The organism is Metabacillus indicus LMG 22858 (assembly GCF_000708755.2).
GTDB classification, from domain to species: domain Bacteria; phylum Bacillota; class Bacilli; order Bacillales; family Bacillaceae; genus Bacillus_P; species Bacillus_P indicus.
Genome location: NZ_JGVU02000002.1, coordinates 1,362,633 through 1,389,337 on the forward strand (window position 1 = coordinate 1,362,633; position 26,705 = coordinate 1,389,337).

At 46.3% G+C, this 26,705-nt stretch carries 21 protein-coding genes, 1 other RNA gene and 1 other annotated feature; of the genes, 3 read left to right on the forward strand and 19 right to left on the reverse strand.

From position 1 onward, the window contains the following. Position 1: 1 nt before the first annotated feature. From recD2 to AZ46_RS10345, 6 genes are all read right to left on the reverse strand, one after another. Complete coding sequence (recD2, locus tag AZ46_RS10320; protein ID WP_029279461.1) at positions 2 to 2,377, reverse strand: SF1B family DNA helicase RecD2; 2,376 nt, start codon at positions 2,375 to 2,377, stop codon at positions 2 to 4. A 15-nt stretch (positions 2,378 to 2,392) separates the two neighbouring features. Then, positions 2,393 to 3,046: a tetratricopeptide repeat protein gene (locus AZ46_RS10325; protein WP_029279459.1), complete on the reverse strand. Its 654-nt coding sequence runs from the start codon at positions 3,044 to 3,046 to the stop codon at positions 2,393 to 2,395. Between the two features lie 69 nt (positions 3,047 to 3,115). Next, positions 3,116 to 4,231: a tRNA 2-thiouridine(34) synthase MnmA gene (mnmA, locus tag AZ46_RS10330; RefSeq protein ID WP_029279457.1), complete on the reverse strand. Its 1,116-nt coding sequence runs from the start codon at positions 4,229 to 4,231 to the stop codon at positions 3,116 to 3,118. Between the two features lie 23 nt (positions 4,232 to 4,254). After that, positions 4,255 to 5,394 carry a cysteine desulfurase family protein gene (locus tag AZ46_RS10335; protein WP_029279455.1) on the reverse strand — a complete coding sequence of 380 codons (1,140 nt, stop codon included), beginning with the start codon at positions 5,392 to 5,394 and terminating at the stop codon, positions 4,255 to 4,257. A 14-nt stretch (positions 5,395 to 5,408) separates the two neighbouring features. Further along, entirely contained in the window at positions 5,409 to 5,825 is a 417-nt protein-coding gene (gene cymR, locus AZ46_RS10340; protein WP_029279454.1) for a cysteine metabolism transcriptional regulator CymR, read from the reverse strand. Between the two features lie 18 nt (positions 5,826 to 5,843). Continuing rightward, positions 5,844 to 6,509 (reverse strand): YczE/YyaS/YitT family protein, encoded by a 666-nt coding sequence (locus AZ46_RS10345; RefSeq protein WP_029279453.1) that lies wholly within the window; start codon positions 6,507 to 6,509, stop codon positions 5,844 to 5,846. A gap of 167 nt (positions 6,510 to 6,676) precedes the next feature. Here AZ46_RS10345 and AZ46_RS10350 point away from each other — a divergent pair, with 167 nt between their 5' ends. Next, on the forward strand, positions 6,677 to 7,939 hold the full coding sequence (locus AZ46_RS10350; RefSeq protein ID WP_081870191.1) for a replication-associated recombination protein A: 1,263 nt from the start codon (positions 6,677 to 6,679) through the stop codon (positions 7,937 to 7,939). A gap of 47 nt (positions 7,940 to 7,986) precedes the next feature. Here the strand turns inward: AZ46_RS10350 and AZ46_RS10355 are convergent, their stop codons facing one another. From AZ46_RS10355 to AZ46_RS21940, 5 genes are all read right to left on the reverse strand, one after another. Further along, complete coding sequence (locus tag AZ46_RS10355; RefSeq protein ID WP_029279449.1) at positions 7,987 to 8,751, reverse strand: tRNA threonylcarbamoyladenosine dehydratase; 765 nt, start codon at positions 8,749 to 8,751, stop codon at positions 7,987 to 7,989. Positions 8,752 to 9,487: 736 nt separating this feature from the next. Then, positions 9,488 to 9,676, reverse strand: a non-coding RNA gene (gene ssrS, locus AZ46_RS21530) — 6S RNA. A gap of 62 nt (positions 9,677 to 9,738) precedes the next feature. Next, a complete protein-coding gene (gene aspS / locus AZ46_RS10365) occupies positions 9,739 to 11,517 on the reverse strand; it encodes an aspartate--tRNA ligase (protein WP_029279445.1) in 1,779 nt (592 codons plus the stop codon). A 19-nt stretch (positions 11,518 to 11,536) separates the two neighbouring features. Then, the gene (hisS, locus tag AZ46_RS10370; protein ID WP_029279442.1) at positions 11,537 to 12,799 is read right to left on the reverse strand and encodes a histidine--tRNA ligase; all 1,263 of its coding nucleotides are present in this window, start codon (positions 12,797 to 12,799) and stop codon (positions 11,537 to 11,539) included. A gap of 56 nt (positions 12,800 to 12,855) precedes the next feature. After that, positions 12,856 to 13,089: a binding site (T-box leader), on the reverse strand. 56 nt (positions 13,090 to 13,145) lie between these two features. After that, positions 13,146 to 13,319 carry a hypothetical protein gene (locus tag AZ46_RS21940; RefSeq protein ID WP_158001641.1) on the reverse strand — a complete coding sequence of 58 codons (174 nt, stop codon included), beginning with the start codon at positions 13,317 to 13,319 and terminating at the stop codon, positions 13,146 to 13,148. Positions 13,320 to 13,454: 135 nt separating this feature from the next. Between AZ46_RS21940 and AZ46_RS10375 the strand changes: the two genes are divergently transcribed. After that, positions 13,455 to 15,185, forward strand: coding sequence for an SH3 domain-containing protein (locus AZ46_RS10375; RefSeq protein ID WP_029279440.1), 1,731 nt, complete (start codon positions 13,455 to 13,457; stop codon positions 15,183 to 15,185). A 74-nt stretch (positions 15,186 to 15,259) separates the two neighbouring features. Here the strand turns inward: AZ46_RS10375 and dtd are convergent, their stop codons facing one another. From dtd to AZ46_RS10415, 8 genes are all read right to left on the reverse strand, one after another. Beyond that, positions 15,260 to 15,703 (reverse strand): D-aminoacyl-tRNA deacylase, encoded by a 444-nt coding sequence (dtd, locus tag AZ46_RS10380; protein ID WP_029279438.1) that lies wholly within the window; start codon positions 15,701 to 15,703, stop codon positions 15,260 to 15,262. A gap of 16 nt (positions 15,704 to 15,719) precedes the next feature. Continuing rightward, entirely contained in the window at positions 15,720 to 17,912 is a 2,193-nt protein-coding gene (locus tag AZ46_RS10385; RefSeq protein ID WP_029279436.1) for a RelA/SpoT family protein, read from the reverse strand. Between the two features lie 164 nt (positions 17,913 to 18,076). After that, positions 18,077 to 18,589 (reverse strand): adenine phosphoribosyltransferase, encoded by a 513-nt coding sequence (locus AZ46_RS10390; protein WP_029279434.1) that lies wholly within the window; start codon positions 18,587 to 18,589, stop codon positions 18,077 to 18,079. 16 nt (positions 18,590 to 18,605) lie between these two features. After that, positions 18,606 to 20,948, reverse strand: coding sequence for a single-stranded-DNA-specific exonuclease RecJ (recJ, locus tag AZ46_RS10395; protein WP_029279432.1), 2,343 nt, complete (start codon positions 20,946 to 20,948; stop codon positions 18,606 to 18,608). A gap of 385 nt (positions 20,949 to 21,333) precedes the next feature. Then, positions 21,334 to 21,678, reverse strand: a complete 345-nt coding sequence (locus AZ46_RS10400) for a LapA family protein (protein ID WP_051827303.1) — start codon at positions 21,676 to 21,678, stop codon at positions 21,334 to 21,336. A gap of 189 nt (positions 21,679 to 21,867) precedes the next feature. Beyond that, a complete protein-coding gene (locus AZ46_RS10405) occupies positions 21,868 to 22,302 on the reverse strand; it encodes a cell wall hydrolase (protein WP_029279428.1) in 435 nt (144 codons plus the stop codon). A gap of 112 nt (positions 22,303 to 22,414) precedes the next feature. Continuing rightward, on the reverse strand, positions 22,415 to 24,664 hold the full coding sequence (gene secDF, locus AZ46_RS10410) for a protein translocase subunit SecDF (RefSeq protein ID WP_029279426.1): 2,250 nt from the start codon (positions 24,662 to 24,664) through the stop codon (positions 22,415 to 22,417). A gap of 37 nt (positions 24,665 to 24,701) precedes the next feature. Beyond that, the gene (locus tag AZ46_RS10415; protein ID WP_029279425.1) at positions 24,702 to 24,998 is read right to left on the reverse strand and encodes a post-transcriptional regulator; all 297 of its coding nucleotides are present in this window, start codon (positions 24,996 to 24,998) and stop codon (positions 24,702 to 24,704) included. A gap of 142 nt (positions 24,999 to 25,140) precedes the next feature. Here AZ46_RS10415 and spoVB point away from each other — a divergent pair, with 142 nt between their 5' ends. After that, a complete protein-coding gene (spoVB, locus tag AZ46_RS10420; RefSeq protein WP_029279424.1) occupies positions 25,141 to 26,703 on the forward strand; it encodes a stage V sporulation protein B in 1,563 nt (520 codons plus the stop codon). Positions 26,704 to 26,705: the final 2 nt, after the last annotated feature.

Consider the following 26,705-nt stretch of genomic DNA (forward strand, 5'->3'; position numbering starts at 1 on the left):
CTTAGATTCTGCTGTCTTCCATAAAGTCATACGGGGTAATGCCTTCCATTCCGATCATGGCATCTGCCGCGCCGAATGGAAGCTCTGACTCGAGCTCCTGTTTTTCTTCCTGCTTTTGCGACAGCTTCATGCGAAGGGACGTCTGCCGGCTCAGATGATCGCGGTTTTCGATACCCCTGAGAAGCGCATCCTGCTCTCCGCAAAGAATCAGAAACTGCTTACTTCGGGTGATGGCCGTATAAATAAGGTTCCGCCTTAGCATCCGGTAGTAGCTCTTCACAACCGGCACAACCACAATAGGAAATTCGCTGCCCTGGGATTTATGGATGGAGCAGCAGAACGCGTGAGTAAACTGAGTAAAATCTGATTTTGTATACGTCACTTCATTACCGTCAAAGGAAATGACGATCATATCTTCTTTTTCTGTGTTTTCCTTCGCATAAAAGATGGAGACAATCTCCCCGATATCCCCGTTGTACACATTGCTTTCAGGCTGATTGACGAGCTGAAGCACTTTATCGCCTGAACGGTACACCGTTTCTCCAAACTTCATTTCACGCTTGCCGGAGGATTTCGGATTGAACAGCTCCTGCAGCATCACGTTCAGCTGGTCTATGCCTGCAGGACCCCTGTACATAGGAGCAAGAACCTGCACATCGCGTGCGGTATACCCTTTCTTAATAGCATTCGCAATAACCTTTTCCACCACTTCTTTTACCTGCGTGCCGCTGCACCTGATAAAAGAACGGTCTTTCGTCGGGGCGGCAAGGTTTTCAGGAAGCCTCCCTTTTTTAATATCATGGGCAAGCTCAATAATGGATGATCCTTCTGCCTGTCTGTAAATATCCGTCAGTCGCACGACAGGAACGGCATCCGACTCAAGCAGATCACGCAAAACCTGGCCGGGTCCAACAGAAGGCAGCTGATCTTCATCCCCTACCATAATCACCTGAATCTGTTCAGGCAGGGCTTTAAAAAGCTGATGGGCAATCCAGGTATCCACCATGGACATTTCATCGACAATCAGGAGCTTGGCCCCGATCGGATTGTCTTCGCCGTGGTCAAAGCCTTCTGCCCCGTTCCATTTCAGCAGCCTGTGAATCGTGACGGCAGGCAGTCCCGTCGCTTCTGTCATCCGCTTTGCAGCACGTCCGGTAGGCGCCACCAATGAAATCGGAAAAGGCTCTTCTTTTTTATAATCCTTTGGGTCAAGAGAACACCCGTGCAGATCGGCATACAGCTCGACAATCCCCTTGATCACGGTCGTTTTTCCTGTTCCGGGTCCTCCTGTAAGAAGAAGCATCGGCGACATCAAGGCTGTCTGAATAGCCTCTTTCTGACTGGAAGCATACTGAACGTTCATCCGTTCCTCCAGGTTTCCAAGTGACAGGAGAAACTCTGACTCGGGAAAAAGACTGTCATACTCCGTTTGAAGAAGGACCCGTTGAATGCTTTTCACAAGCCCCTGCTCCGCAAAATAGAGCGATGGCAAGTACGTTCTGTCCTCTTCAATGATGATGCCTCTGTCTTCGGCCAGCTTAATAATCTGTGCTGAAATATCTGTTTCAATCACTCTGATGTCACTGGACTGATTCAGGAGATCCATTGCTTTTACAATAAGCTGTTCGGTTGAAACATATGTATGGCCTTCCTGAAGGCAAAGGTGCTCAATCGTGTAAAAGCAGGCTGCTTTGATTCGCTCTGGATGGTTTCCCCCAAGCCCCATGCGGCTTCCCAGTTCATCTGCCCGCACAAACCCGATGCCTTCAATATCCTTTACGAGCTGAAACGGGTTCTCCTGGATGATCTGTACCGTTCTGTCCTGATAGGCCTGATAAATTTTCATGGACAACTGCGGGCCAAATCCGAGCTGGTTCAGGATAATCATGGCCTGTTCAAGTCCCTGGTGCTCCTTCAGCTGATCGAGTAGCAGTTTCGCCTTGTCTTTGCCAAGTTTCGGGACCTTATCAAGAAGGGATGGATCCTCCATCATTTTTGAAATGGCCCCTTCTCCAAGCTCGTCCACAATGGCTTCGGCCGTTTTTCTCCCTATGCCTTTGAAAAGATCACTTGATAGATACTGGATGACCCCGTCCCTTGTTTTAGGAATCTCTTTTCTGTAGTGCTCTGCCTGAAACTGCTGGCCGAATTTTGGATGCTGCGTGACCATCCCAAAGAAGGTGTACGTTTCATCTTCATGCAGAAGCGGAAAATAGCCTGTCACGGTCATCTCTTTTTGATCAATATTTTCGCTCGTCTCAAGAACCTCCGTCTTCAGGACGGTGTAATGATTCTGCTCATTCTGAAAAATAACCGTGATGATTTTGCCTTTTAGAAACCGTTCCTGTTCCTGAAACAGATCCGCCTGTTGCTGCACAAGATCTCCTCCCCGCTACATCTCTTGCAATAATTGTTTCAGATTGGCAGCCATCGCGTGACCAGGCTGAATCTCAAGCGCGCGCTCAAGCATTTGAAGCGCTTTTTCAGGTTTTTCCTTAAATGCATATCCAACGCCTAGATTGTAAAAAGCATCAGCATGTTCTGGGTCCTTCTCAGCGACAATGCCAAATTGCTTGATTGCTTCATCGAGCGCATCCTGCTGGGCAAGACAAAGAGCATACTGAAAACGTGCTTCTGTATCTTCTTCATTTAATTCTGCTGCTCTCTGCAAATAAGGAAGCGCCGGCAGCGGCTGTTCCGTCACCACATAGCTCATTCCCAGCATAAAGTAGACATCTGAATTGTCCATTCCTTTTTGTATCGCTTTTACGAACATGTTTTTCGCCTGCTCATAGCGTTCCTGATCGTAATAAACACTTCCTGCTCCGTAATAAGCCGTAGTTGCCTCTTCATCAAGCCCAATGGCTTTTTCAAAAAACGAAATCGCTTTTTCAGGTTCTCCCACAGCTGCAAGCAGATTTCCGAAATTCACGTAGCAAACAGCATCATTCGGATTTTCTTCAATGGCTTCAGAAAAAAATCCTGCCGCCTTTTCAAAGTCGCCTTTTTGCATCGCTTCAATGCCCATTTTGTTTTTATCACTCATCTTTGGCACTTCCTTTCCCTTTAAAAGAAAAACCTCAACCGTTGCTGTTGAGGTTTTCATAAGTCTGCATTATCCGACATACCAGATTTTATCATCTTTTTTAAACACTTCGTCTATGGTTCCGCCGCCAAGACACTCGTCTCCGTTATAAAAAACGACCGCCTGTCCTGGTGTAATGGCTCTTACCGGCTTATCAAAGATAACCTGTGCTGTTTCAGCATCCGTCATTTTAACTTGAACGGCATGATCTTCCTGACGGTATCTGAATTTCGCCGTGCATGTAACCGTGCCCTCAGGCATCTTTCCCGACACCCAGCTGATGCTTGTGGCAGTCAGAGAATCAGAATAAAGCAGATCATTGTCAAAGCCCTGATCAACGTAAAGAACATTTTTTTCGAGGTCTTTGCCGATGACAAACCACGGATCTCCGCTTCCGCCGATTCCAAGGCCGTGGCGCTGGCCGATTGTATAATACATCAGCCCGTCATGCTTGCCTTTTACCTCTCCTGAAAGAGTCTGCATCAGGCCTGGCTGTGCAGGAAGGTATCCGCTCAGGAATTCCTTGAAGTTCCGTTCGCCGATAAAGCAGATTCCTGTGCTGTCTTTTTTGGACGCTGTCGCAAGGCCCGCTTCTTTTGCAATCTCGCGGACTTTGGATTTTGGAATATTTCCGATCGGGAACATCACTTTGGAAAGCTGATCCTGCGATAGCTGATTGAGGAAATACGTTTGATCTTTGTTTGCATCCGCGCCTCTCAGCATTTTATATTCGCCGTCCCGGAATTCAACCTGTGCGTAGTGTCCTGTTGCAAGATAATCTGCTCCAAGAGAGATCGCATGCTCAAGAAACGCTTTGAATTTGATTTCCTTGTTGCACATGACATCAGGATTTGGCGTTCTTCCCGCTTTGTATTCATCGAGGAAATAGGTAAATACTTTGTCCCAATATTGCTTTTCAAAATTGACGGCATAATACGGAATACCGATCTGATTGCAGACCTGAATGACATCATCATAGTCTTCAGTTGCCGTGCAGACGCCGTTTTCATCCGTATCATCCCAGTTTTTCATAAAGATGCCGATCACATCGTATCCCTGTTGTTTTAAAAGCAATGCCGCAACGGAGGAATCAACTCCGCCTGACATCCCGACAACGACACGTGTGTCTTTAGGTGCTTTTTGCATCTTTTTCACCTCCATAGTTCCTTCTAAGCTGTAAGCCGCTTCACAATTCCTGCTGTAACGCGGGCCGTTTTTTCGATTTGATCAAGCGTATTCCCGTAACCGAAGCTGAACCTGATCGATGCTTTCGTCCGCTCATGATCGCCGTACATCGCAGTCAGCACATGAGAGGGTTCAATGGATCCTGCTGTGCAGGCAGAGCCGCTGGAAACGGCGATACCCGCAAGATCCATATTTACAAGCATTGCCTCTACATTTGTTCCCGGGAAATAAAGGTTCAGCACATGAGGAAGACTGCCTTCAAGTGTTCCGTTCACTTCAAACGAAACCTCTTCTTCCTTCAGTACTTCCATTAATTTCATTTTAAACTCTCTATATTGGGCAACTTTTTCCTCTTTTGTTTTCAGAGCAAGTTCAGCTGCTGCCTTTAGTCCGTAAATGCCTGGAACATTTTCTGTTCCTGCGCGTCTTTTCAGTTCCTGCTCACCGCCGTAAGACTGCTGTTTAAGGGATATTCCTTCCCTCAGGTACAGAAATCCCGTGCCTTTCGGGCCGTTGATTTTGTGGCCGGAAGCAGAGAGCATATCAATTCCGCACTCTTTCACATCGAGGTCAAGAAGACCGTAAGCCTGAACAGCATCTGTGTGGAAAAGAGCAGGATGGTTTTTTAAAGCCATGCCAATCTCCTGAACCGGCTGAACCGATCCTGTCTCATTGTTTCCGTACATGATCGTCACTAGGATGGTTTCAGGCTTCAGTGCTTTTTTCAGTGCTTCGACAGATATGCTGCCGTCTGTGTCAACAGGCAGATAGGTAACCTCAAACCCCTGCTTCTCAAGGTTCTTGCATGTATTTAAAACGGCATGATGCTCAATCTGTGTCGTAATAATATGATTCCCTTTATGGCGGTAAGCTGATGCAGTACCGAGGATTGCCATATTATCAGCTTCCGTGCCGCCGCTTGTGAAAATGATTTCTTTCGGTCTGGCATGAATACTTGCTGCAATAACCGATCTTGCTTCATCAAGCAGCCTTCTGCTTTCACGCCCGAACCCGTGGATGCTTGATGGATTTCCAAATACATTCTGCATATGCGGAATCATTTGCTCAATCACAGCGGGATGCATGGGTGATGTTGCAGCATGATCCAAATAAATTCTATCCACAGTAAACCCACCTTTTAAATATAAAACATGTAAGATTCCTGCTCATCATCCGTATAATTTGCAAGATCTTCAAGTGTTGTGCTGTCCAGTACATCTTTGACGGCATCTCGTATCCTGACCCACAGATGACGCTTGGCAGGTTCTTCATCTTCAAGAACTTCAACAGGGCTTATAGGCCCTTCAAGCACGCGGATAATATCCCCTGACGTAATGGCTGCCGGTTCATTGCCGAGCACATATCCCCCGTAGGCACCGCGGATGCTTTTAACCAGTCCCGCATTGCGCAGTGGTGCAATCAGCTGCTCAAGATAGTGCTCAGACAAATCATGCGTCTGGGCAATGCTCTTTAATGAAGTCGGCCCTTCGCCGTGTTTTTTCGCAAGCTCAATCATAATAGTAAGACCGTAGCGGCCTTTCGTTGAAATCTTCATTCTTCCACCCCTATTTATCTAACTGACTTGTTGAACCCTTTGTCTTTTTTCTTCTGTTCTCAAAAGCAGGGCATCGGTTGCCTTCTGGCAATACGGCAGAGTAAAGCCGATAATATAGCCGATTGACAGCGTACAGACGATTGTGCCGAAAAAGACAGGACCCCCAAGTGACCAGCCTATAAGCAAAACAATCACTTCAATGCCGCTTCTGATCCTTGATACCTTCATTCCCGTTTTTTCAACCAGGGCAAGCATGAGTGTATCACGCGGCCCCGCCCCGCAGCCTGCTGATATATATAACCCGATGCCATACCCCATGACCAGAATGCCGAGAAGCAGCATTCCGATTTTCCCTGCATAGCCGGCAGGCGTCTGCAAAAACGGAATCATCATATATAAATCGATAAAAAGGCCAACTGTAAGCATATTCACAAACGCACCGGCCTGCGGCATCTTCTTTGTAAAGATGGATGCCAGAAGAAGAATGCCTCCTCCTACAATAATTGCCCAAGATCCGATCGTTAAACCAAGCTGATAATACAATCCTATATGAAGTACATCCCACGGCGATGTGCCGAGGTCTGCTTTAATGGTCAGCACAATGCCGAAAGCCATGATGAGGAGTCCCGTAAAATAAATACTCCATCTCACTCTCAGCTCAGCAAGTGATTTCCCTGGACGCATACGTTCCAACGCCGCCTTTCAGTCAACACCTTTTTCATTAAAATGAACCTAAGCCATTATAGCATATTTCCTATTACCCAAGCATTCAAATTGACTTATTAAGCATTTGGGAAGACAAATTGGTATACTGGGAGTGAAAGAGCTTGAACCACCCGGGAGTGATGGAAATGAAACCACTGGCATTCAGAATGAGGCCGGAATCAATTGATGAAATCATCGGACAGGAGCACCTGGTCGGAAAAGGCAAAATGATTGAGCGGATGGTTAAAGCACGGCACCTGAGCTCCATGATTTTGTACGGACCGCCCGGAATCGGCAAAACGTCCATAGCAACAGCCATAGCAGGAAGCACAAATACAGCTTTCAGAAAACTGAATGCTGTTGTAAACAATAAAAAAGACATGGAAATCGTTGCAGAAGAAGCCAAAATGTCAGGCAAAGTCATTTTGATTCTTGACGAGGTCCACCGCCTCGACAAAGCCAAACAGGATTTTCTCCTTCCCTATCTTGAGGACGGAAAAATCATTCTAATAGGAGCAACAACGAGCAACCCTTATCACGCCATTAATCCAGCAATCAGAAGCAGATGCCAAATCTTTGAGCTGAAGCCGCTTGAAGCGGACGACATCAAAAAAGCGCTGAACCGGGCCCTGCAGGATGATAAAAAGGGACTTGCCAAGTACAGGGCAGAAGTGGCAGACGACGCGCTCGATCATTTCGCCTCAAGCTGTGCAGGCGATGTAAGATCGGCATTGAATGCACTTGAACTGGCCGTCATTTCATCTGAACCGGACGATGAGGGCATCATCCGCATTGACCTGCAAACCGCTGAAGAATGCCTTCAGAAAAAGAGCTTTGTGCACGACAAGGACGGAGATGCCCACTACGACGTGCTCTCTGCTTTTCAAAAATCGATCAGAGGGTCTGATGTGAATGCAGCTCTTCATTATCTCGGAAGACTGATTGAAGCGGGCGACCTGATCAGCATTAACCGAAGACTGCTCGTCATTGCCTATGAAGATATCGGCCTTGCAAGCCCACAGGCCGGAGCAAGGACACTTGCAGCCATTGAAGCAACAGAGCGCCTGGGACTGCCTGAAGCAAGAATACCTCTTGCGAACGCCGTCATTGAACTGTGTCTGTCGCCAAAGTCAAACTCTGCCTATAAAGCGCTCGATGCAGCCCTTGCAGATATCAGGGCAGGCAAAAGCGGAGAAGTGCCTGACCATTTAAAAGATGCACACTATAAAGGTGCCGGTAAGCTGGGCCGGGGCATCGACTACAAATATCCGCATGACTATGAAAACGGGTGGGTCAAACAGCAGTATCTCCCCGACTCCTTAAAAAAGAAAAAATACTACGAGCCTAAACAGACAGGGAAATTTGAACTGTCACTTGCCCAGATTTACGAAAAGCTGATGAGGAACTAAAAAAGCAGGCAGGAAAACAATGGTTTTCCTGCCTGCTTTCTTTTTGTCTATTTATCGTTTACACGAGAAATTTTAATATCTTTCAGAAGGTCCATGATGACATGACCGCCCATGATCAATCCTGCTACGGATGGTACCCATGCATTGGATGAAGGCGGCATTTTAGCCTTGCGGATCTCCGCAGCGTCATTTCCTACCTTTACCCGTACATCTTCGCGGATCACAATCGGACTTTCATCAGAAAACACCACTTTAATTCCTTTTCGGATGCCTTCTTTGCGGAGACGGGTGCGGATGACCTTCGCAATCGGGTCTGTGTGGGTTTTTGAAATGTCTTCAATTTTAAACCTTGTTGGATCGGTCTTATTTGCAGCGCCCATGCTTGAGATAATCGGAATCTCTCTTCTCAGGCACTCTTTCATTAGATGGATCTTGTACGAAATCGTATCAGAAGCATCAATCACATAATCCAGTCCGTGGCTGAAAAACTCTTCATACGTTTCTTCCGTATAAAACATCTTCAGTGCGATGACGTCACAATCAGGATTGATTTCTTTAATTCTGTCTCTCATCAGATCCGCTTTTGGCTTCCCTACAGTCGACACAAGCGCATGGATCTGGCGGTTTACATTCGTGATATCCACATCATCTTTATCAACAAGCACAATACGTCCCACTCCCGAACGCGCAAGAGCCTCTGCCGAAAACGATCCGACTCCGCCGATCCCAAGAACAGCAACTGTGCTGTTTTTTAAAATTTCAATACCTTCTTTTCCAATCGCAAGTTCATTGCGTGAAAATTGATTCAGCAATCCTCTCAACTCCATTTATAGAATCCATGTCAGTATTTTTCCTGAAAATGAATATATCATACTTTCGGTGAAAAACAAGAGGGAATTCTTGATTGGGCAATGATCAGCAGCAGCTCGCACATGGATATTGGTGTCATTAATGCACCGATCTCCTATTTGGATGACACTATCATGTTTTTCAGTGCCACCAATACGATCTTTTCCTTCCTTGGTGGTACTTATCTCGTTTTTGAGTTCCACCAAGTCGCTCTCTTCCTTCTTTGATGGCACTTATCTCGTTTTTCATTACCACTAATTCGGTCTTCTCCTTCGTTGGTGGCACTTATCTCGTTTTTCAGTACCACCAATTCATTCTTCCCCTTCCTTGATGGCACTTATCTCGTTTTTCAGTACCACCAATTCGGTCTTCCCCTTCCTTGATGGCACTTATCTCGTTTTTCAGTACCACCAATTCGGTCTTCCCCTTCCTTGATGGCACTTATCTCGTTTTTCAGTACCACCAATTCGTTCTCCCCCTACCTTGATGGCACTTATCTCGATTTTCAGTACCACCAAATCGGTCTTCTCCTTCGTTGGTGGCATTTATCTCGTCTATAAGTTCCACCAAATCGACCTTCCCCATCCTTGGTGGCACTTATCTCGTTTTTCAAGTGCTACAGTGCCCTCAAGTCCTTCGCAGAAAAATAAAAAGCCCCCACAAGCAAAAGCTCATGAAGGCTGTATGTTCTTATTCGGCAGAAGTCCCAATTGTGCCGTCGCGGCTATCTTGGTTTTGAACCCGCTCACAGCAGGTGGGTGTCCTGTTCCACGGGTGATAAGTCCTCTGATCGAATGATGAGGCATTTACACCGCAATGGAAACTTGAACTCCCGGATCAAGTAATGTTGGATCAAAACTAAGTGTACGACGTACACATCAGGACTTCTTTTTATCTTGTAAAAAGATTACCACATTGGAACGGCCTTTTCAAGCAATTCCAAGTAGGCATTATTCACCCTTTTTAAGCTTCAGGGCAAGGTTAAGGTCGTTCAGCTGGGCTGTGCTGACTTCACTTGGCGCATGTGTGAGAAGGTCGCTTGCGCTTGCTGTTTTAGGGAATGCAATGGTGTCGCGAAGGTTCGTTCTGCCTGCAAGCAGCATGACGAGACGGTCAAGGCCAAGCGCGATTCCGCCATGCGGCGGCGTTCCGTATTCAAATGCTTCAAGCAGGAATCCGAATTGCTCCGTCGCTTCCTCTTCTGAGAAGCCGAGCATTTTGAACATTTTCTGCTGAACATCTCTTTCAAAAATACGGATGCTTCCTCCGCCAAGCTCATAGCCGTTTAGTACAAGGTCATAAGCCTGTGCTTTCATTGCGGCCGGATTCGTTTCAAACAGCTCCAGATCCTCGCGTGCAGGCATTGTGAACGGATGATGGGCTGCGAAATAGCGCTGTGCTTCCTCGTCGTACTCAAGCAGCGGCCAGTCAATGACCCACAGGAAGTTATATTTGCTTTCATCAATCAGGCCAAGTTCTTTTCCAAGTTTGAGGCGGAGGGCGCCAAGCGCATCTGCCACAACTGATTTTTTGTCGGCAACAAACAGCAGCAAATCTCCAGCTTCAGCTTCTGTTACCGTTCTAAGTGCAGCCTGCTCTTCTTCCCCGAAGAATTTTGAAATCGGGCCTTTCAGCTCCTGTTCCTCTGCTTTCAGCCATGCAAGTCCTTTTGCTCCGTACTGGGAAACGAACTCTGTTAAAGCATCAATGTCTTTGCGGGAATAAGAAGCTGCCGCGCCTTTTACATTGATGACCTTCACTTCTCCGCCGTTTTCGACAGCGCCGCTGAACACTTTAAAGCCGCTGTCTTTTACAAGCTCAGAAACATTTATGAGTTCAAGGCCGAAACGCGTATCCGGTTTATCTGAACCATAGCGGCCCATCGCCTCGTCGTATGTCATGCGTGGCAGAGGAAGTTCAAGTTCCACGCCCTTTGTTTCTTTCATGATGCGGGACATCATTTTTTCCATCAGACCCATGATCTCATCCTGGCTCATAAAGGACATTTCAATATCCACCTGAGTGAATTCAGGCTGGCGGTCTGCACGCAGGTCTTCATCGCGGAAGCAGCGGGCAATCTGATAATAACGGTCGAAGCCGGATACCATCAACAGCTGTTTGAAAATCTGCGGTGACTGTGGAAGTGCGTAAAACTCTCCTTCATGTACACGGCTTGGAACAAGATAGTCACGCGCTCCTTCAGGCGTGCTCTTAGTCAGAATCGGTGTTTCAACGTCAAGGAAGCCGTTCTCATCCAGGAAATTGCGGATTGATTTGGACACATTGTGGCGCATTTTAAACGTATCAAGCAAGGCCGGTCTTCTAAGGTCCAGATAACGGTATTTCAAACGCACATCCTCTGAAACCTCTTCAGACTTATCTTCAATCAGGAATGGCGGGTTTTTTGCTGCATTGATGATTGCCGCTTTCTCAACCATAATTTCGATTTTGCCTGTAGCAAGGTTTGGATTAACCGTTCCTTCAGAACGCGCTGCGACAGTTCCTTCGATGTCAAGGACGTATTCGCTGCGGGCTTTTTCTGCAATTTTCAGCGCTTCCTCTGATACTTCAGGATTCACGACAATCTGCACGATACCCGTTCTGTCTCTCAGATCAATAAAGATCAGGCCGCCAAGGTCGCGTCGTTTTTGCACCCAGCCTTTAAGTGTTACTTTTTCTCCGATTGCTGCTTCTGTTACTTCGCCGCAATAATATGTTCGTCCAAACATTATTTCTCTCTCCTTTTGACTATCCTTTTATATACGCTGCAAGGTCCTGCAGGGAAATTTCTTTCTGTTCGCCTGATTCCATGTTTTTAACAGAAATCATGTTCTTTTCAAGCTCATCTTCGCCAAGAACGGCAACATACCTTGCATTAAACCGGTCTGCCGCTTTAAATTGAGCCTTCATTTTTTTATCATCATAATCCTTTTCAGCTGTCAGTCCCGCTTTGCGCAGCTCATAAACAAGAGATACAGAACGGTCTTTCGGCTTGTCGCCAAGCGTTACGACATAGCAGTCGATCGACTGGTCTACAGGCAGTTCTACGCCTTCTGCATCAAGAGCAGCGAGCAGGCGTTCAATACTTAGTGCAAAGCCGATGCCGGGGGTTTCCGGTCCGCCGATTTCCTGAACGAGGCCGTTGTATCGTCCGCCGCCGCAAAGGGTCGTAATGGCGCCGAACCCTTCTGCATCGCTCATGATTTCAAACGCAGTGTGATTATAATAATCAAGGCCGCGCACAAGATTCGGATCGACTGTAAAATCGATTCCAAGGTCTGTTAAGTATGCCTGAACCTTTTCAAAATAAGCGCGGGACTCATCGTTCAGATAATCCATAATGGATGGAGCAGTTTTCATCAGTTCATGATCACGGTCTGTTTTGCAGTCAAGGATGCGAAGCGGATTTTGCCTCAGTCTTTTTTGGCAGTCTGAGCAAAACTCCCCGATTCTAGGCTCAAAGTGGGCAATTAATGCTTCCTTATGAGCTTTTCTGCTGTCTGCATCTCCAAGGCTGTTGATGATGAGCTTCAGTTTCTTCAGTCCAACAGAGCGGTAAAGCTCCATTGCAAGGGAAATGACTTCTGCATCCATTGCGGGATTGCTGCTGCCGAGAGCCTCCACCCCGAATTGCACAAACTGGCGGAAACGGCCTGTCTGAGGACGTTCGTATCTGAACATTGGTCCAATATAATAGAGCTTTGTCGGCTGTGCAGGCTGTGCATACAGCTTTTTCTCAACGAATGCACGGACTGTTGAAGCCGTTCCTTCAGGACGAAGCGTGATGTTTCTTCCTTTGCGGTCCTGGAACGTATACATCTCCTTTTGAACGATGTCCGTTGATTCGCCTACCCCCCTCTGGAACAGCTCAGTGTGTTCAAAAACGGGTGTGCGGATTTCCTTATATTGATACAATTTGCATATTTCACGTGCTGTATTTTCAATATACTGCCAGCGTTCAACTTCTCCAGGCAGAATATCCTGCGTGCCTCTCGGTATTTGAAATGCCATGTTAGATTCCTCCGATTTTTTCAAAAAATAAAAAAACTCCCGCCCCTACATAAAAATGTAGGGACGAGAGTTTGTATCCCGTGGTGCCACCCTAGTTGAAGCAAAAAGACTGCTCCCGCTCAAAGACAGTTAACGCCTGTCACGTTCTCCTCCTACTAGATGCAAGTCCGTTCAGAGGGAAACCTAGAGAGTGTTCTCTTCATCAAGTCATCATGGGAAAGCTTACAGCCAAGGCTTTCCTTCTCTGGTCATGTGTCATCCTGATTACTCTTCTCCGTCATCGGTTCTGATTATGTAATTCCAGTTAAGATTTATATACTATCATACGAATGTTCCGTGACTTGTGTCAAGAGCGATTTACCCGTTTTTTCAATTTCTTTGCTTCTTTTGCGTTCATTCCGTACTCTCCAGCAAGTTCATACAGGTTGGAATGCTGATCCTTCGTCAGTTCCCGTGAATTCACTCCGAAAATATCAAGATTATTATAATGCGATCCTTCGCTTTTTTCACTGTGCCTCATTTTTTTCTCCTTTACAGCAACTGTCTTTTCTCTAGTCTTTCCTGTTTAGCGAAAAAATATATCAAATGTCACAAGGGATATCCGATATAATAAAAGAATCTTTATAAGGTTAATCAAAAAAAGGAGGACCGGTCATTGTTTCGAAAAATTCTATATCCCGTCATTTGTGCACTGCTGCTTTTCAGCCAGCTGCCAATGATGCCGGGAACTGCGTCAGCTGAGCCGCAAAAAGCTGTAATCGCAGCGGACGGCCTCAACATCAGGAGCGGTCCGGGTTTAAGCTATCCGGTCATCGCAAGTGTAAAAAAAGGGACTGTCTACAGCATTACGGACGAGAGCAAAGGCTGGTATGAACTGCAATTATCAGGCGGAAACAAAGGATGGGTTGCCTCATGGCTTGTTACCCTTCAGAATAAATCCGCAGCTTCAAAAGAAAGCAATTCAGACGGCACGGTCACATCGAATGCTGAGGATCTCAGAATCAGAAGCGGCCCCGGGACAAGCTTTCAAGTGACCGGCACCTTCGACAAAGGAAAAAAAGCATCATTCGTTCAGCAAAACGCCAATTGGGTTGAAATTTCCTTTAATGGAAAGCGCGGCTGGGTTTCAAGCCAGTTTGTCACCATCAGCAAGAAAACACAAACAGCTTCCCCGTCTCCATCAGGAACAAAATCAGGCAAGGTAAAGGCCACCTCACTCAACGTGCGGAATAAACCATCCACCTCAGCTTCTACTATTGGAAGCCTGAAGAAACATGCATCTGTTTCGATAACGGGAAATGATGGCGAGTGGCTGGAAATCCGTTTTAATGGCCAAAGAGGATGGGTACATAGCGATTTCATTTCAACTGAAACAGAAAAACAGACAGAAAAAACCGGACAGACAGGAAAAGTTACGGCAAGCTCCCTGAATGTCAGAAGCAGCGGGAGCCTGAACGGAAAAGTGATCGGGTCTGTTGCAAAAAACACACAGGTCACCATTCTTGAATCAGCAAACAGCTGGCTTCATATTCAATATTCAGGCAGTAAAAAAGGATGGGTTTCAAGCTCCTACGTTTCCCTCTCGTCAAAGGGAAAAACGGAAGAGAACAAAAGCGGCACATCAAAAGTCAGCATTCTGCAAAACGGCACAAACATCCGCAAAGGACCATCCACAAATGAAAAAATTGTAAGACGGGCAAATGCAGGCGAGCAATTTACTGTTGTCAGTAAAGTTGGCGACTGGTACAAAATCCAGCTTTCCGGCAGCACAACAGGATATGTAGCAGGCTGGGTGGTGTCTTCATCAGGAAGCTCCGTATCAAGGCCTGGCGGAGATGTAACGTCTTATCTGAAAAACAAAACAGTCGTTCTTGACCCGGGTCACGGCGGACGTGATGGCGGGGCTATCGGAACGAGGGGTACCCTTGAGAAAGATTTAACAATGTCTACTGCAAAACTTGTGTACGATAAACTGAAAGCATCAGGTGCCGATGTTCATCTGACACGCAGCAGCGACAGCTACATCAGCCTCAGCTCACGGGTCAGCACCGCTCACTACCGGGATGCAGATGCATTCATCAGCCTTCATTTTGACAGCATCGAAAACCGGAGCGTACACGGAATGACAACTTATTATTACAGCTCATCAAAAGACAAGCCTCTTGCCTCTCCCGTTCATGATGAACTGCTGAAGCAGGCCCGGCTTAAAGACCGCGGCACCAAATTCGGAGACTATCACGTCATCCGTGAAAACAGACAGCCGGCAGTCCTGCTTGAACTTGGCTATGTGAGCAACAGCGCTGAAGAACTCACAGTCAGCTCAGGCTCCTACCAGGAACGGGTTGCACAGGGCATCTATTACGGATTGGCCCAGTACTTCAAATAACAGCAAAACACCACCCAGGCGTCCTGGGTGGTGTTTTTTTTATTAGCAAATAAAATGCCGGGTCTCCCCGGCGTTCAGCTTTTTGATTCTAATATTAGCGTGACCGGACCGACATTTGTAAATGCCACGTCCATCATGGCGCCAAACTCTCCGGTTTGAACGCTGATGCCCTTGTCGCGCAGCTTCTGGTTGAAATAATCATAGAGCGGCTGTGCGTGATCGGGTTTTGCTGCAGCCATAAAGTTCGGCCTTCTCCCTTTTCTGCAGTCACCGTAAAGCGTAAACTGCGAAATCGACAGGACCTCTCCGCCAACGTCAAGCAAAGAAAGATTCATTTTATCATCGTCATCTTCAAACACTCTGAGATTGGCTACTTTTTCTGCAAGGTAATCTGCATCCTGCTCATCATCGTCGTGTGTGACGCCGACAAGAAGCATAAACCCCTGTCCAATTTTTCCCACTGTTTCATTTTTGACTTTCACTTCTGCATCTTTAGCACGCTGTAAAACAATTTTCAAACCGAACGAACCCTTTCTAGTTCATGATTCTTCTTACAGAATAGATATCTGAGATCTGCTTGATTCTCTCAACCACTTTATGAAGGTGGCTGATATTGGAGATGGCAATCGCCATATTGATCGTCGCCACTTTGTTGCGGTCAGACTTTCCTGCAACAGATGAAATGTTTGTTTTCGTTTCGTTGACAGCCTGGAGCACCTCGTTCAACAGGCCTCTTCTGTCGTAGCCGAGTATTTCGATTTCCACGTTGTACTCTTTCCGTGCATCAAGCTGTGTTTCCCATTCGACCGGAATTAAACGTGCCTGTGCCTCGTCCGTGTGTACATTCGGACAATCATCCCTGTGAACGGAAACTCCCCGGCCCTTCGTGATGAAGCCGACAATTTCGTCACCCGGAACCGGGTTGCAGCACTTGGAAAGACGGATCAGAAGGTTGTCAATTCCTTTGACTCTTACCCCGCTGTCCCGCTTTTTGGACGGATATGGACGCACCTCGGAAATAACCTCTGAGATATCTTTTTCCTGTTCCATATCCCGCTTTTTGCGGAGCTTTTCCGTCAGTCTGTTCGCTACCTGGGCTGCAGTAATGCCGTTGTATCCAACAGCAGCATACATATCTTCCTCATTTGAGAAATTGAATTTCTCAGAAACGCGCTTAAGATTCTCCGTTGTCAGGATGTCCTTCAGTTCAAAGTCGAGATTTTTAATCTCTTTTTCAACCATTTCTTTTCCCTTATCAACGTTCTCTTCGCGGCGCTGCTTTTTGAAAAACTGGCGGATTTTATTTTTAGCCTGTGACGTCTGAGCAAGCTTGAGCCAGTCCTGGCTTGGGCCATATGAATGCTTGGACGTCATAATCTCGATAATATCGCCTGTTTTGAGTTTATAATCAAGGGTTACAATCTTTCCGTTCACTTTTGCCCCAATTGTTTTATTGCCTATTTCTGAGTGAATGCGGTAGGCAAAATCGATCGGCACTGAGCCTGAAGGCATTTCAATAACATCACCTTTTGGCGTAAAAATGAACACCATATCAGAGAACAGATCGATTTTAAGAGATTCCATAAACTCCTCGGCATTTGTCGTATCATCCTGAAACTCCAGAATTTCACGGAACCAGGTCAGCTTCTGCTCAAGTGTAGATTGCTCCTCTGTCTCTTTGCCTTCTTTATACGCCCAGTGTGCAGCAATCCCGTATTCTGCAATCGTGTGCATATCCTTTGTGCGGATCTGCACTTCAAGAGGATCGCCTTTTGGACCCATGACAGTCGTATGAAGGGACTGATACATATTTGCCTTCGGCATGGCAATATAATCCTTAAATCTGCCGGGCATCGGCTTCCAGCACGTATGGATAATTCCAAGAACGGCATAGCAGTCTTTAATGCTGTTTACGATGATTCTGACGGCTAATAAATCATAAATTTCATTAAACTGCTTGTTCTGCAGGGCCATTTTGCGGTAAATGCTGTAAATGTGTTTCGGACGTCCCGAAAAATCCGCCTTAATGTTGACTTCCCCAACGCGGTTTTTCACTTCATCAATGACTTCGTCCAAGTAGGCCTCGCGTTCTGCCCGCTTTTTCTTCATCAGATTGACAATCCTGTAGTACTGCTGCGGATTCAAATAGCGCAGAGCCGTGTCTTCAAGCTCCCACTTAATTTTTGAAATCCCCAGACGATGAGCGAGCGGCGCAAAAATTTCCAGTGTTTCATTTGAGATCCTGCGCTGCTTTTCCTGCGGCAGATGCTTCAGTGTGCGCATGTTGTGGAGGCGGTCGGCGAGTTTAATCAAGATCACACGAATGTCCTGTGCCATTGCGACAAACATTTTACGATGATTTTCAGCCTGCTGTTCTTCGTGTGATTTATATTTAATTTTTCCGAGCTTTGTCACTCCATCCACGAGCATGGCGACTTCATCATTAAATGTTTGTTTCAAGTCATCAAGTGTTACATCTGTATCTTCTACGACATCATGTAAAAATCCACCCGCGATTGTTGACGGATCCATGTCCAGGTCAACCAGTATCCCTGCGACCTGTATTGGATGAATGATATATGGTTCACCCGATTTCCGGTATTGTTCACGATGCGCCTCTTCTGCATAATCATAGGCTTTCTGGATAAAGACGAGGTCTTCTCCGGTTAAATAGCGCTTCGCCTTTTCTATGACCTGCTCGGCAGTCAGTACTTGTTCATTAGCCATGGAATCACCTTTACAATGAGAACTTTATTGTACCTATTATCAATAAAAACACAGAAGATGTAAAGAGGGAGACCGTCTTTTCTGTGCCAAGCTTTTGGCCGGTACTTTGCCTGCAGTTAAATAAGAGAAAAAGCACCCATTCCCGAGTGCTTTTTTCTATGTGATTAAAACGTCATTAATGTTAAGATATCGTATTTATCGAGCTTGCTGCGACCGTCAAGATAGCTGAGCTCAATCAGGAAAGCAATCCCTGCAACAACTCCGCCAAGCTCCTCAACCAATTGGATCGTAGCTTCGATTGTGCCGCCTGTAGCAAGAAGATCATCTGTGATGAGTACTCGCTGACCCGGCTTGATTGCATCCTTGTGCATAGTCAGTACGTCTTTTCCGTACTCAAGTCCGTATTCAACACGGACTACTTCGCGCGGAAGCTTGCCTTCTTTGCGGACTGGTGCAAAACCTACTCCAAGAGAATAAGCAACCGGACATCCGATAATAAATCCGCGTGCTTCCGGTCCTACAATTATATCAACGTTTTGTTTGCGTGCATAGTCAACAATTTGATCTGTTGCATAGCGGTATGCATCACCATTGTCCATCAACGTTGTAATATCTTTAAACTGGATTCCCGGCTTCGGGTAATCCGGAACGACTGTCACGTATTTCTTTAAATCCATATTAAGTTTGTCCTCCTCATGCATTGACAAGCGCCTTCGATTGTTTCATCCGATCATCAAACCACTTCTTCAAGTCCTGGTACGACGAATACAGCAGCGTATTCTCAAGCTCCAGCTGACTGAGTTTGGCAGAATACGATGAAGATTCGGAGAGGTCTCTTTTAGGCGGCTGATGATTGACAGAAATAATGCCATTGTCTATTGTAGCAAATTCTAAGTCAAAAAACACCTGTGACATGAAATTGATTGTTTCACTTGACCATCCTTTGTGGCGTGCAAGGGCTTCTGCGTGCTTTTTCAAGTCGAAATTTTCTTTTTGCTTCAGGAAGCCATAGTACCATTTAAAGTGGTCTCTTGTCGGGATGGTAGCAAAAAAATGATCGGTATGCTGATGAAAAACCGCATAGATGCGTTCAGGAAACACGTTCTCAAAGAGAGCGTCAAGACGTTCGATAGATGTTGGAGTATCAACAAAGGTGATGTACTTGCCTTGGATTTTTTCAGCCGAACCCTCATCTTCGAGATAGACGATATCCTGTCCAGAATCCTTCAGCATAGACAATGTCTCTTTTTGAAAAACAACATAAACGTTTTCTTTATCCTTCATCTTATCTAGCGTTTTATTCAAATCACGCGATCCTCTTGCATCAAACAGCTGCCACTCATTTACAGCAAGATCCTGAATCATCAGCTGCGGTTTTCTGAAATTGTTCCATTCATTTATGGACAATTCCCCGACAAGTGACACTTTTGCGAGCGGCGCCATGTGATCATGCAAATGCCCGAACCCGAACCCGATGCAGTCAAGCTGCTTTTGATCCTGCTCCACCGCAAGCTTTAAGTGGGTCTGGTCAGAACCGATTTTTCTCATGGACCCCACTTGTACAGACTCCAGCAAAAACAGCGGTTTTGGATTTCCCATGCCAAACGGGGCGAGCTTCGCTATTTTCTCAATCGACTCCACAGAAACGTCAGCAAGACTGCATGCGGCATCAATGGTTTTTATCGGAATAAAATCCTCTTCTTTCAGCGTAGCGGAGGCAAGATTATTCAATCTGTCTCTCAGCTGATCGACATGCTGGAGCTCAAGCGTCATGCCTGCTGCCATTGGGTGACCGCCAAAGTGCGGTAGAATATCACGGCATTCTGAAAGATTGGCAAACAGATCAAACCCTGCGATGCTTCGGGCAGAACCTTTTGCCGTTCCTTTTTCAGGATCAATGCACAGAATAATGGTCGGTCTGTAGTATTTTTCCACTATTCTTGACGCTACAATTCCTACGACACCCGGATTCCAGCCCTCTTTCGCAAGAACAAGCACAGAATGCTGATCTGCTGGGTACAGGGTCTCAACCTGTTCGATCGCTTCGTCTGTAATCTGCGAAACAATTTTCTGTCTCTCTTTGTTTAAGCCGTCGATGTAAACGGCAAGCTCTGCCGCTTCCTCACTGTCCGCAGACATCAGGAGGCGGACAGCGGGATCTGCTGTTTCAAGGCGTCCGACTGCATTGATGCGGGGTCCGACCGCAAAACCGATGGTCTCCTCATTGACTTCTTTCCCGTCAGCCCCTGCTGCTTTTAGAAGTGCCTTTAATCCTGTCCGTTCTGTCCGATTCATCTGCTGGATACCCAATCTTGCAATAAGACGGTTTTCCCCGTGAAGGGGCACAAGGTCAGCAATTGTACCGATGGCTGCTATCTCAAGCAGGTGTTCCGGAACAGTTCCTGAAAGCGCATGGGCAAGCTTAAAAGCAACCCCTACACCAGCAAGCTCCTTAAATGCATACGTGCAGCCAGGCTGCTTCGGATGGATGATGGCATACGCATCCGGAAGTACCGGCCCTGGTTCGTGATGATCGGTAATAATCAGATCGACTCCAAGCTCTTTTGCAAAAGCCGCTTCGTTAACAGCAGAAATTCCTGTATCTACCGTAATAATCAGCCCGTAGCCATTTTCACGGGCTTTGCGGAAAGCAGGTTCATTCGGACCGTAGCCCTCGGTGAACCGGTTTGGAATATAAAAATCGGCATTGGCTCCAAGTGAATGAAGCGTCTCAAGCATGACGACCGTCGAGCTTACGCCGTCCGCGTCATAATCTCCGAAAATCAGAATTTTTTCCCCATGCTCAATGGCGCTGTGAATACGCTGCACAGCTTTATCCATGCCGAGCAGTGTAAATGGATCGTGAAAGCCGTGCTTTTCTATGTGAAGAAACTGATCGGCCGCATCAGCCGATTCAATTCCCCGGTTAAGCAAAAGTGAAGCTACCAGAGGCGTAAGATTCAATGTACTCATCAATTCGTTCATTTTTTCGGGATGGTGTTCGTGAACATCCCATCTGTTCTTTGCTTTCAGCAAAAAAATCACCCCTCAACCACCCTATTATACTAGAGGCGGCATGGGGTGACAAACGAATATAAATGCCAGGTGCCGTGATTGGATTCTAATGAAGGATGCAGCTTTGCCGTGAAAGAGGAAGGGAGTTTTTTTATTTGCTTACCCTTCGGTTCCTGTTTTTCGGCTTTGCTGGGTAGAATTCAGTGCTTTGCTTACCCTCCACCACCTGGTTTTCGGCTTTGCTGGGTACGATTCGCTCCTTTGCTTACCCTACAACTCCTGTTTTCCTGCTTTGCCGGGTACGATTTTACCACTTAATTTGTTACGGCGTTCTGCACAAAAAAACAGGCCCATCCGCCATAATAGCGAACAAGCCTGCCGTTTTCCCTAAGGTTTATGAACAGCTCTACATCTCATCAGATGTCTGGCCAATTTGTTTTGCGCCATGAGAACTGCTTTTTGTTTCATCTGGAATGTGTTCCATTTTGAGCTTTTCATTTTCACTCAGCAGCTCGGCATTCTCTTTTTCAAGAGCCTTCACTCTCCGCTGCAGGGAAAAAATTCTGGTCAGTCCGGCAGAAGCAATCATCAGGCCGCCAAGCAGAACAGAGCCTAAAATAATCAGAATCAGAGGCCATCTGGCTTCTCCGAACAGATAATCCACTTCAACCGAATCCACGTTGATGACTGCAAAAACCGCTACAATAAGTGCAAATAGGATGGCAAAAAGAAAACTCCACTGTCTTTTCATCCTGTACTCCCCCTTTCTTTCGATTCTCTTTTATACCCGGATTTTCCAAACCGCAAAACATGGGGGCATAGAGAATCATTTTCCCATTCTACTATGATGTCCTTTTGTATGGAAAGCATGAATGTGTTCATCGGGTAAGGGGGAGCCTTCTGAAACTTGCAGCTTCAGCATCAATAACTGCTGTAAGCTTTAGTAAACACTCGCACATGTTCCTGCTTTAGGTTCATAATAACAATGTTTTTTGAATTGCCCGGAATGAGGCTGGCCGTACCACGTCGGCGGGCATGGCGCATATGGATTGAAATACCACAGAGCATATTTCGCCGGATGATCTCTCCAGGATTCCAAAGTTCTTCTGGCAAGCTTCTGTTCGGAGGATCTTGCTCTGTTGTAAAAGAGATTGCCTTTTTGAACCGCTTCAAACGAATAATTACCGCCCTGAACCTGGTAAATGACCTGCCTGATCGTTCTGACATCTTTAAAATCCAGACAATCCGCCACCGCCCGGTTGACAATGACATTGCCTACATACAGCATTCCCTGCTTTCCTTCCCCCTCTGCTTCTGCTCTCATCATTCTCGCCACTAAATCAACGTCTGCACTTGTGTATTTCACCCTTGGCATTTATATCACCCCATAATTAGTGTATGAGCAGGAGCCGCATTGATGCTATTTGGGGCCTTTTCTGAAGCTGCCGCATAAAACAAAAACCGCGGAATAGTTTCCGCGGTTCCCGTTAAACAATCGGTTCTTCCTGATCCTGTACTTTTTTCGCTTTGCTTTTCTTTTGGATCTCTCTCCACTTCCACATCATCCACAGCTGTGATGCGATGAACAGGGACGAATAGGTTCCTGAAATCAAGCCGATCAGAAGAGCAATGGAGAAGTTCCGGATTGAATCGCTTCCGAAAACAAGTAATGCGATGACACAGAAAACAACGGTCAGGACCGTGTTGACGGATCGCGTAAACGTCTGCTGAAGGCTTCGGTTTACAATGCTTTTCAAATCATCGTATGTTTTAACCTTGGTTTTCTTATAAAGCTCTCTGATCCGGTCAAATGTAACAATTGTATCGTTAATGGAATACCCCACGATCGTGAGTACAGCCGCGATAAACGTGATGTCCACTTCAAGCCTTGTAATGCTGAAAACTGCAATGATAAAGAAGGCATCATACAGCAGGGCAAGAACAGCAGCCACGGCCATTTTGTATTCGAATCTCAAGGATACATAGATAATGATTCCCAAAGAGGCGATAAGCACGCCGTACATCGCGTTTCTCGCCAGTTCTTTTCCTACTTCAGGAGATACCGTGCTGATGCTCGGTTCTTTGCCGTACTTTTCATTAAAGAAGTCTTTAACTTCAGCAATTTCCCCTTTATCAAGCACGCCTACGAACCTCGCAACCGCCGTCTGATTCTGACTGCCTGCAAACACGATATCTTTTGCTTCCAGATCAAGTGTTTCAAGATCTTTCTCTACTTCCTCGGCTGTCAGTGTCTTATCGGCTCCGATTTCAATGCGGGTACCGCTTGAAAAATCGATGCCAAGGTTCAGCCTGAAGATGATCAGCAGGACAAGACCCGCTGCAAGCAGGATGCCTGAAGCAGCAAAGAATTTTTTGCGGTGCTTAACAAAATCGACTTTATCAAATTTAGTCGGAGCATCCACATCTTCTGTTGATTTGCTCAGATCGATAATATCTTTTTTGTTCACGCCGAAATATCCTGGTTTTTTATCAAGCCATCTGCTTTCCACCAACAATCCAAGCAGCAGTCTGCTCAGGAAAACGGACGTCAGGAAACTCATTAAGATACTGAGAATAAGACTTGTTGCGAAGCCCTTGACAGCACTTGTTCCGAAGAAGAACAGCACACCGCCTGCAAGCATCGTCGTAATGTTGGCATCGAAGATTGTCGCAAACGATCTTCTGCTGCCCGCTCTGTAGGCTGACCGGATTGATTTTCCGAGTTTGATTTCTTCTTTTATCCGTTCATATGTAATGATGTTGGCATCAACAGCCATACCTACCCCAAGTATTAAAGCCGCAATACCCGGCAGTGTTAGAACAGCATTCATCCAGTCAAATACCTGCAGGACAAAAAACAGATAGGTTGAAAGAGTGACTACTGCGATAATCCCCGGCAAACGGTAGAAATACATCATGAACAGGAAAATAAACCCGATTCCAATGATGCCTGCAAGAACCGTTGTCTGAAGCGCTTCTTCTCCGAACTGTGCCCCTACTGAAGTCGAGTAGGTTTCAACCAGTTTAACCGGCAGTGATCCCGCATTAAGAAGGTTGGCAAGGTCTTTTGCCTCTTCAACAGAAAATTGCCCGGTAATCGTTACATCTGTCGTATCAAATACTTTATTGACGTTCGGATTTGAAATGAACTTCGGCGACTCTTTTGATACTTCCTCTTTATAGGAATCCCCTTCAGCATAATCAAGCCAGATAACAAGCTGATTTTCAGGGGCCATCGCAGATATTTGTTCTGTGACTTTCTTGAATTTATCAGCGTCTTTCAGCTTTACAGCTACAATCGGCTCCTGTGTATCGGGGTCAAACGTCTGTTTAGACGCTCCCTCTACAAGGTCAGATCCATTCATCATCACCTTGTCATTCACGTCACGGAACGTCAGCTCAGCCTGTGTCGACAGAATCTCCCTCGCCTGATTCTGATCCTTTACACCCGCAAGCTGCACCCGGATCCGGTTTTCGCCTTCAATTTGAATGTTAGGCTCGCTTACACCCAGAACATTCGCTCTTTTTTGGAGGGCATTGACCGTACTGACAAGCGCGCTCCGGTCTATTTTATCCCCGTCATTAGCAGGCTCTACGTCATACAGGATTTCAAAGCCTCCCTGCAGATCAAGACCAAGGAGTATGTTCCCTGTTGCCTTGTTTCCAAAAGCACCAATTAAGCTTCCTACGCAAAGGACGAGTAAGAAAAAAACAATGATGCGTCCCTTTTTAACCATGTTGCATCCTCCTTAGAAAAAAACCGTTCAATATGTATTATTCTTTTGCCGTGCCTAGTTGTCTGCCTTCTTCACTGTCAAACCAGCTGCCCGATTTAAACGACTCGATCGTTGCAAACGTCATGAATTCGCTTGGTTTTACAGCCATAATATCAGCCACCATTTCGTGAACCATCAGCTCGGTCTTCTTTTTCCACTTTTTATTTCTCAGGTAGTTCCATATCTCTGATTCTGTCACATCACCGTAGTCAAGAATTTTAAACTCTTCTGCTTTGCTGACAAGAGCCGGTTTCACGTGATGGCGGTATTTTTCAATTTCATCCTTTTGGGTCATGGCACGCTCCTCCATTCATTATGTATGCGTGATCGGGATTTTTACAGCGGCCATGCGCGAACATCTTGTCATGCTTGGCCAATCATAGCGCATATAGTTAATTGTATATGATTAGATGCTATTTGAGAAGGCGGGGAACGTGATGTCAAAGCAAACATTTTTACAGGGGACGCTCATTTTAATAGCCGCCGGCCTGATTACGCGTGTTCTAGGATTTATGAACCGGATTGTAGTCGCCCGATTTATAGGAGAAGAAGGCGTCGGACTTTATATGATGGCTATGCCGACACTTGTGCTGATCATCACCATTACTCAGTTTGGCCTGCCAGTGGCCATTTCCAAGCTTGTGGCAGAAGCAGAAGCGGAAGGAAATCAGAGGAAAATAAAAAAAATCCTGATTGTTTCTCTTGCAGTTACAGGCACTTTAAGCCTTTTATTTACGCCGGCCATCCTTTTTCTGGCCCCGTATTTATCAAATTCGCTGCTGACCGATCCTAGAACGCTCTACCCGCTGCTTGCCATTACACCGGTTGTCCCGATCATTGCAGTATCTTCTGTCCTCAGAGGATATTTTCAGGGCAAGCAGAATATGCGGCCGGCTGCGATTTCACAAGTGCTTGAGCAGGTTGTGCGGATTTCTTTAATTGCCGTCTGCACGAAAACCTTTTTGCCTTACGGAATTGAATATGCTGCTGCAGGGGCGATGGCATCTGCTGTGGCAGGAGAGCTCATTTCCCTCTTGTATATGTTCTCCATGTTTAAAATGAAAAAGAAGTTCCGGGTACGCCGCAAGTTTTTCACTTCCCTGAAAGAAGGGAAAACAACCTTTCAGAACTTAATGAGCATCGCCCTTCCGACTACAGGAAGCCGCATGATCGGTTCGATTGCCTGGTTTTTCGAGCCGATCGTTGTGGCGCAGAGCCTTGCCATTGCAGGATTTACCGCCACAATGGCAACAAAGCAGTACGGAGAGCTGACAGGATATGCCCTGCCCCTTTTGATGCTCCCGTCATTTATTACGTATTCTCTCTCAACGGCTTTAGTTCCCGCGATAAGCGAAGCAATGGCCAAAAAAAAGCTGCACGTCGTTCAGCACAGGCTCCAGCAGGCCTTCAGGCTCTCTCTAGTAACCGGAGGATTTGCCGTCGTCATTCTGTACATCTATGCAGAACCGCTCATGAAAGCTATGTACGGGAGCAGCCATGCCGCTATTTTTGTTCAGGTCATGGCCCCGTTTTTTATCTTTTACTATTTCCAGGGTCCTCTCCAGGCAGTCCTGCAGGCGCTTAACCTGGCAAAGGCGGCCATGATCAACAGCTTCGTCGGCTCTGCGGTGAAAACCGCCCTGATCTTTCTGCTGGCGACAAGACCGTCTCTCGGCATTATGGGAGCAGCGCTTGCCATTGTGGCAGGCATCATGCTTGTCACGCTTCTTCATTTGGCAACAGTGATGAAAGTGATTTCCCTGACCATTAAAGTGAGTGAATATATCAGATGCTTTTTAACGATGATCTTATCCGGCATTGCAGGCTATTTCTTTTTCAAGATTCTGCCGCTCGGTTTGGGAATGAACCTGATTTTATCGGTTTGCTTCACTTTTTCGGTATACTGCATCCTGCTTGTTGCCTTCAGGCTTGTAATGAAAGACGATGTCGGCAGACTGCCGTTTATCGGCGGTCATCTTTCAAAATTTGTGCCGCGGTAATG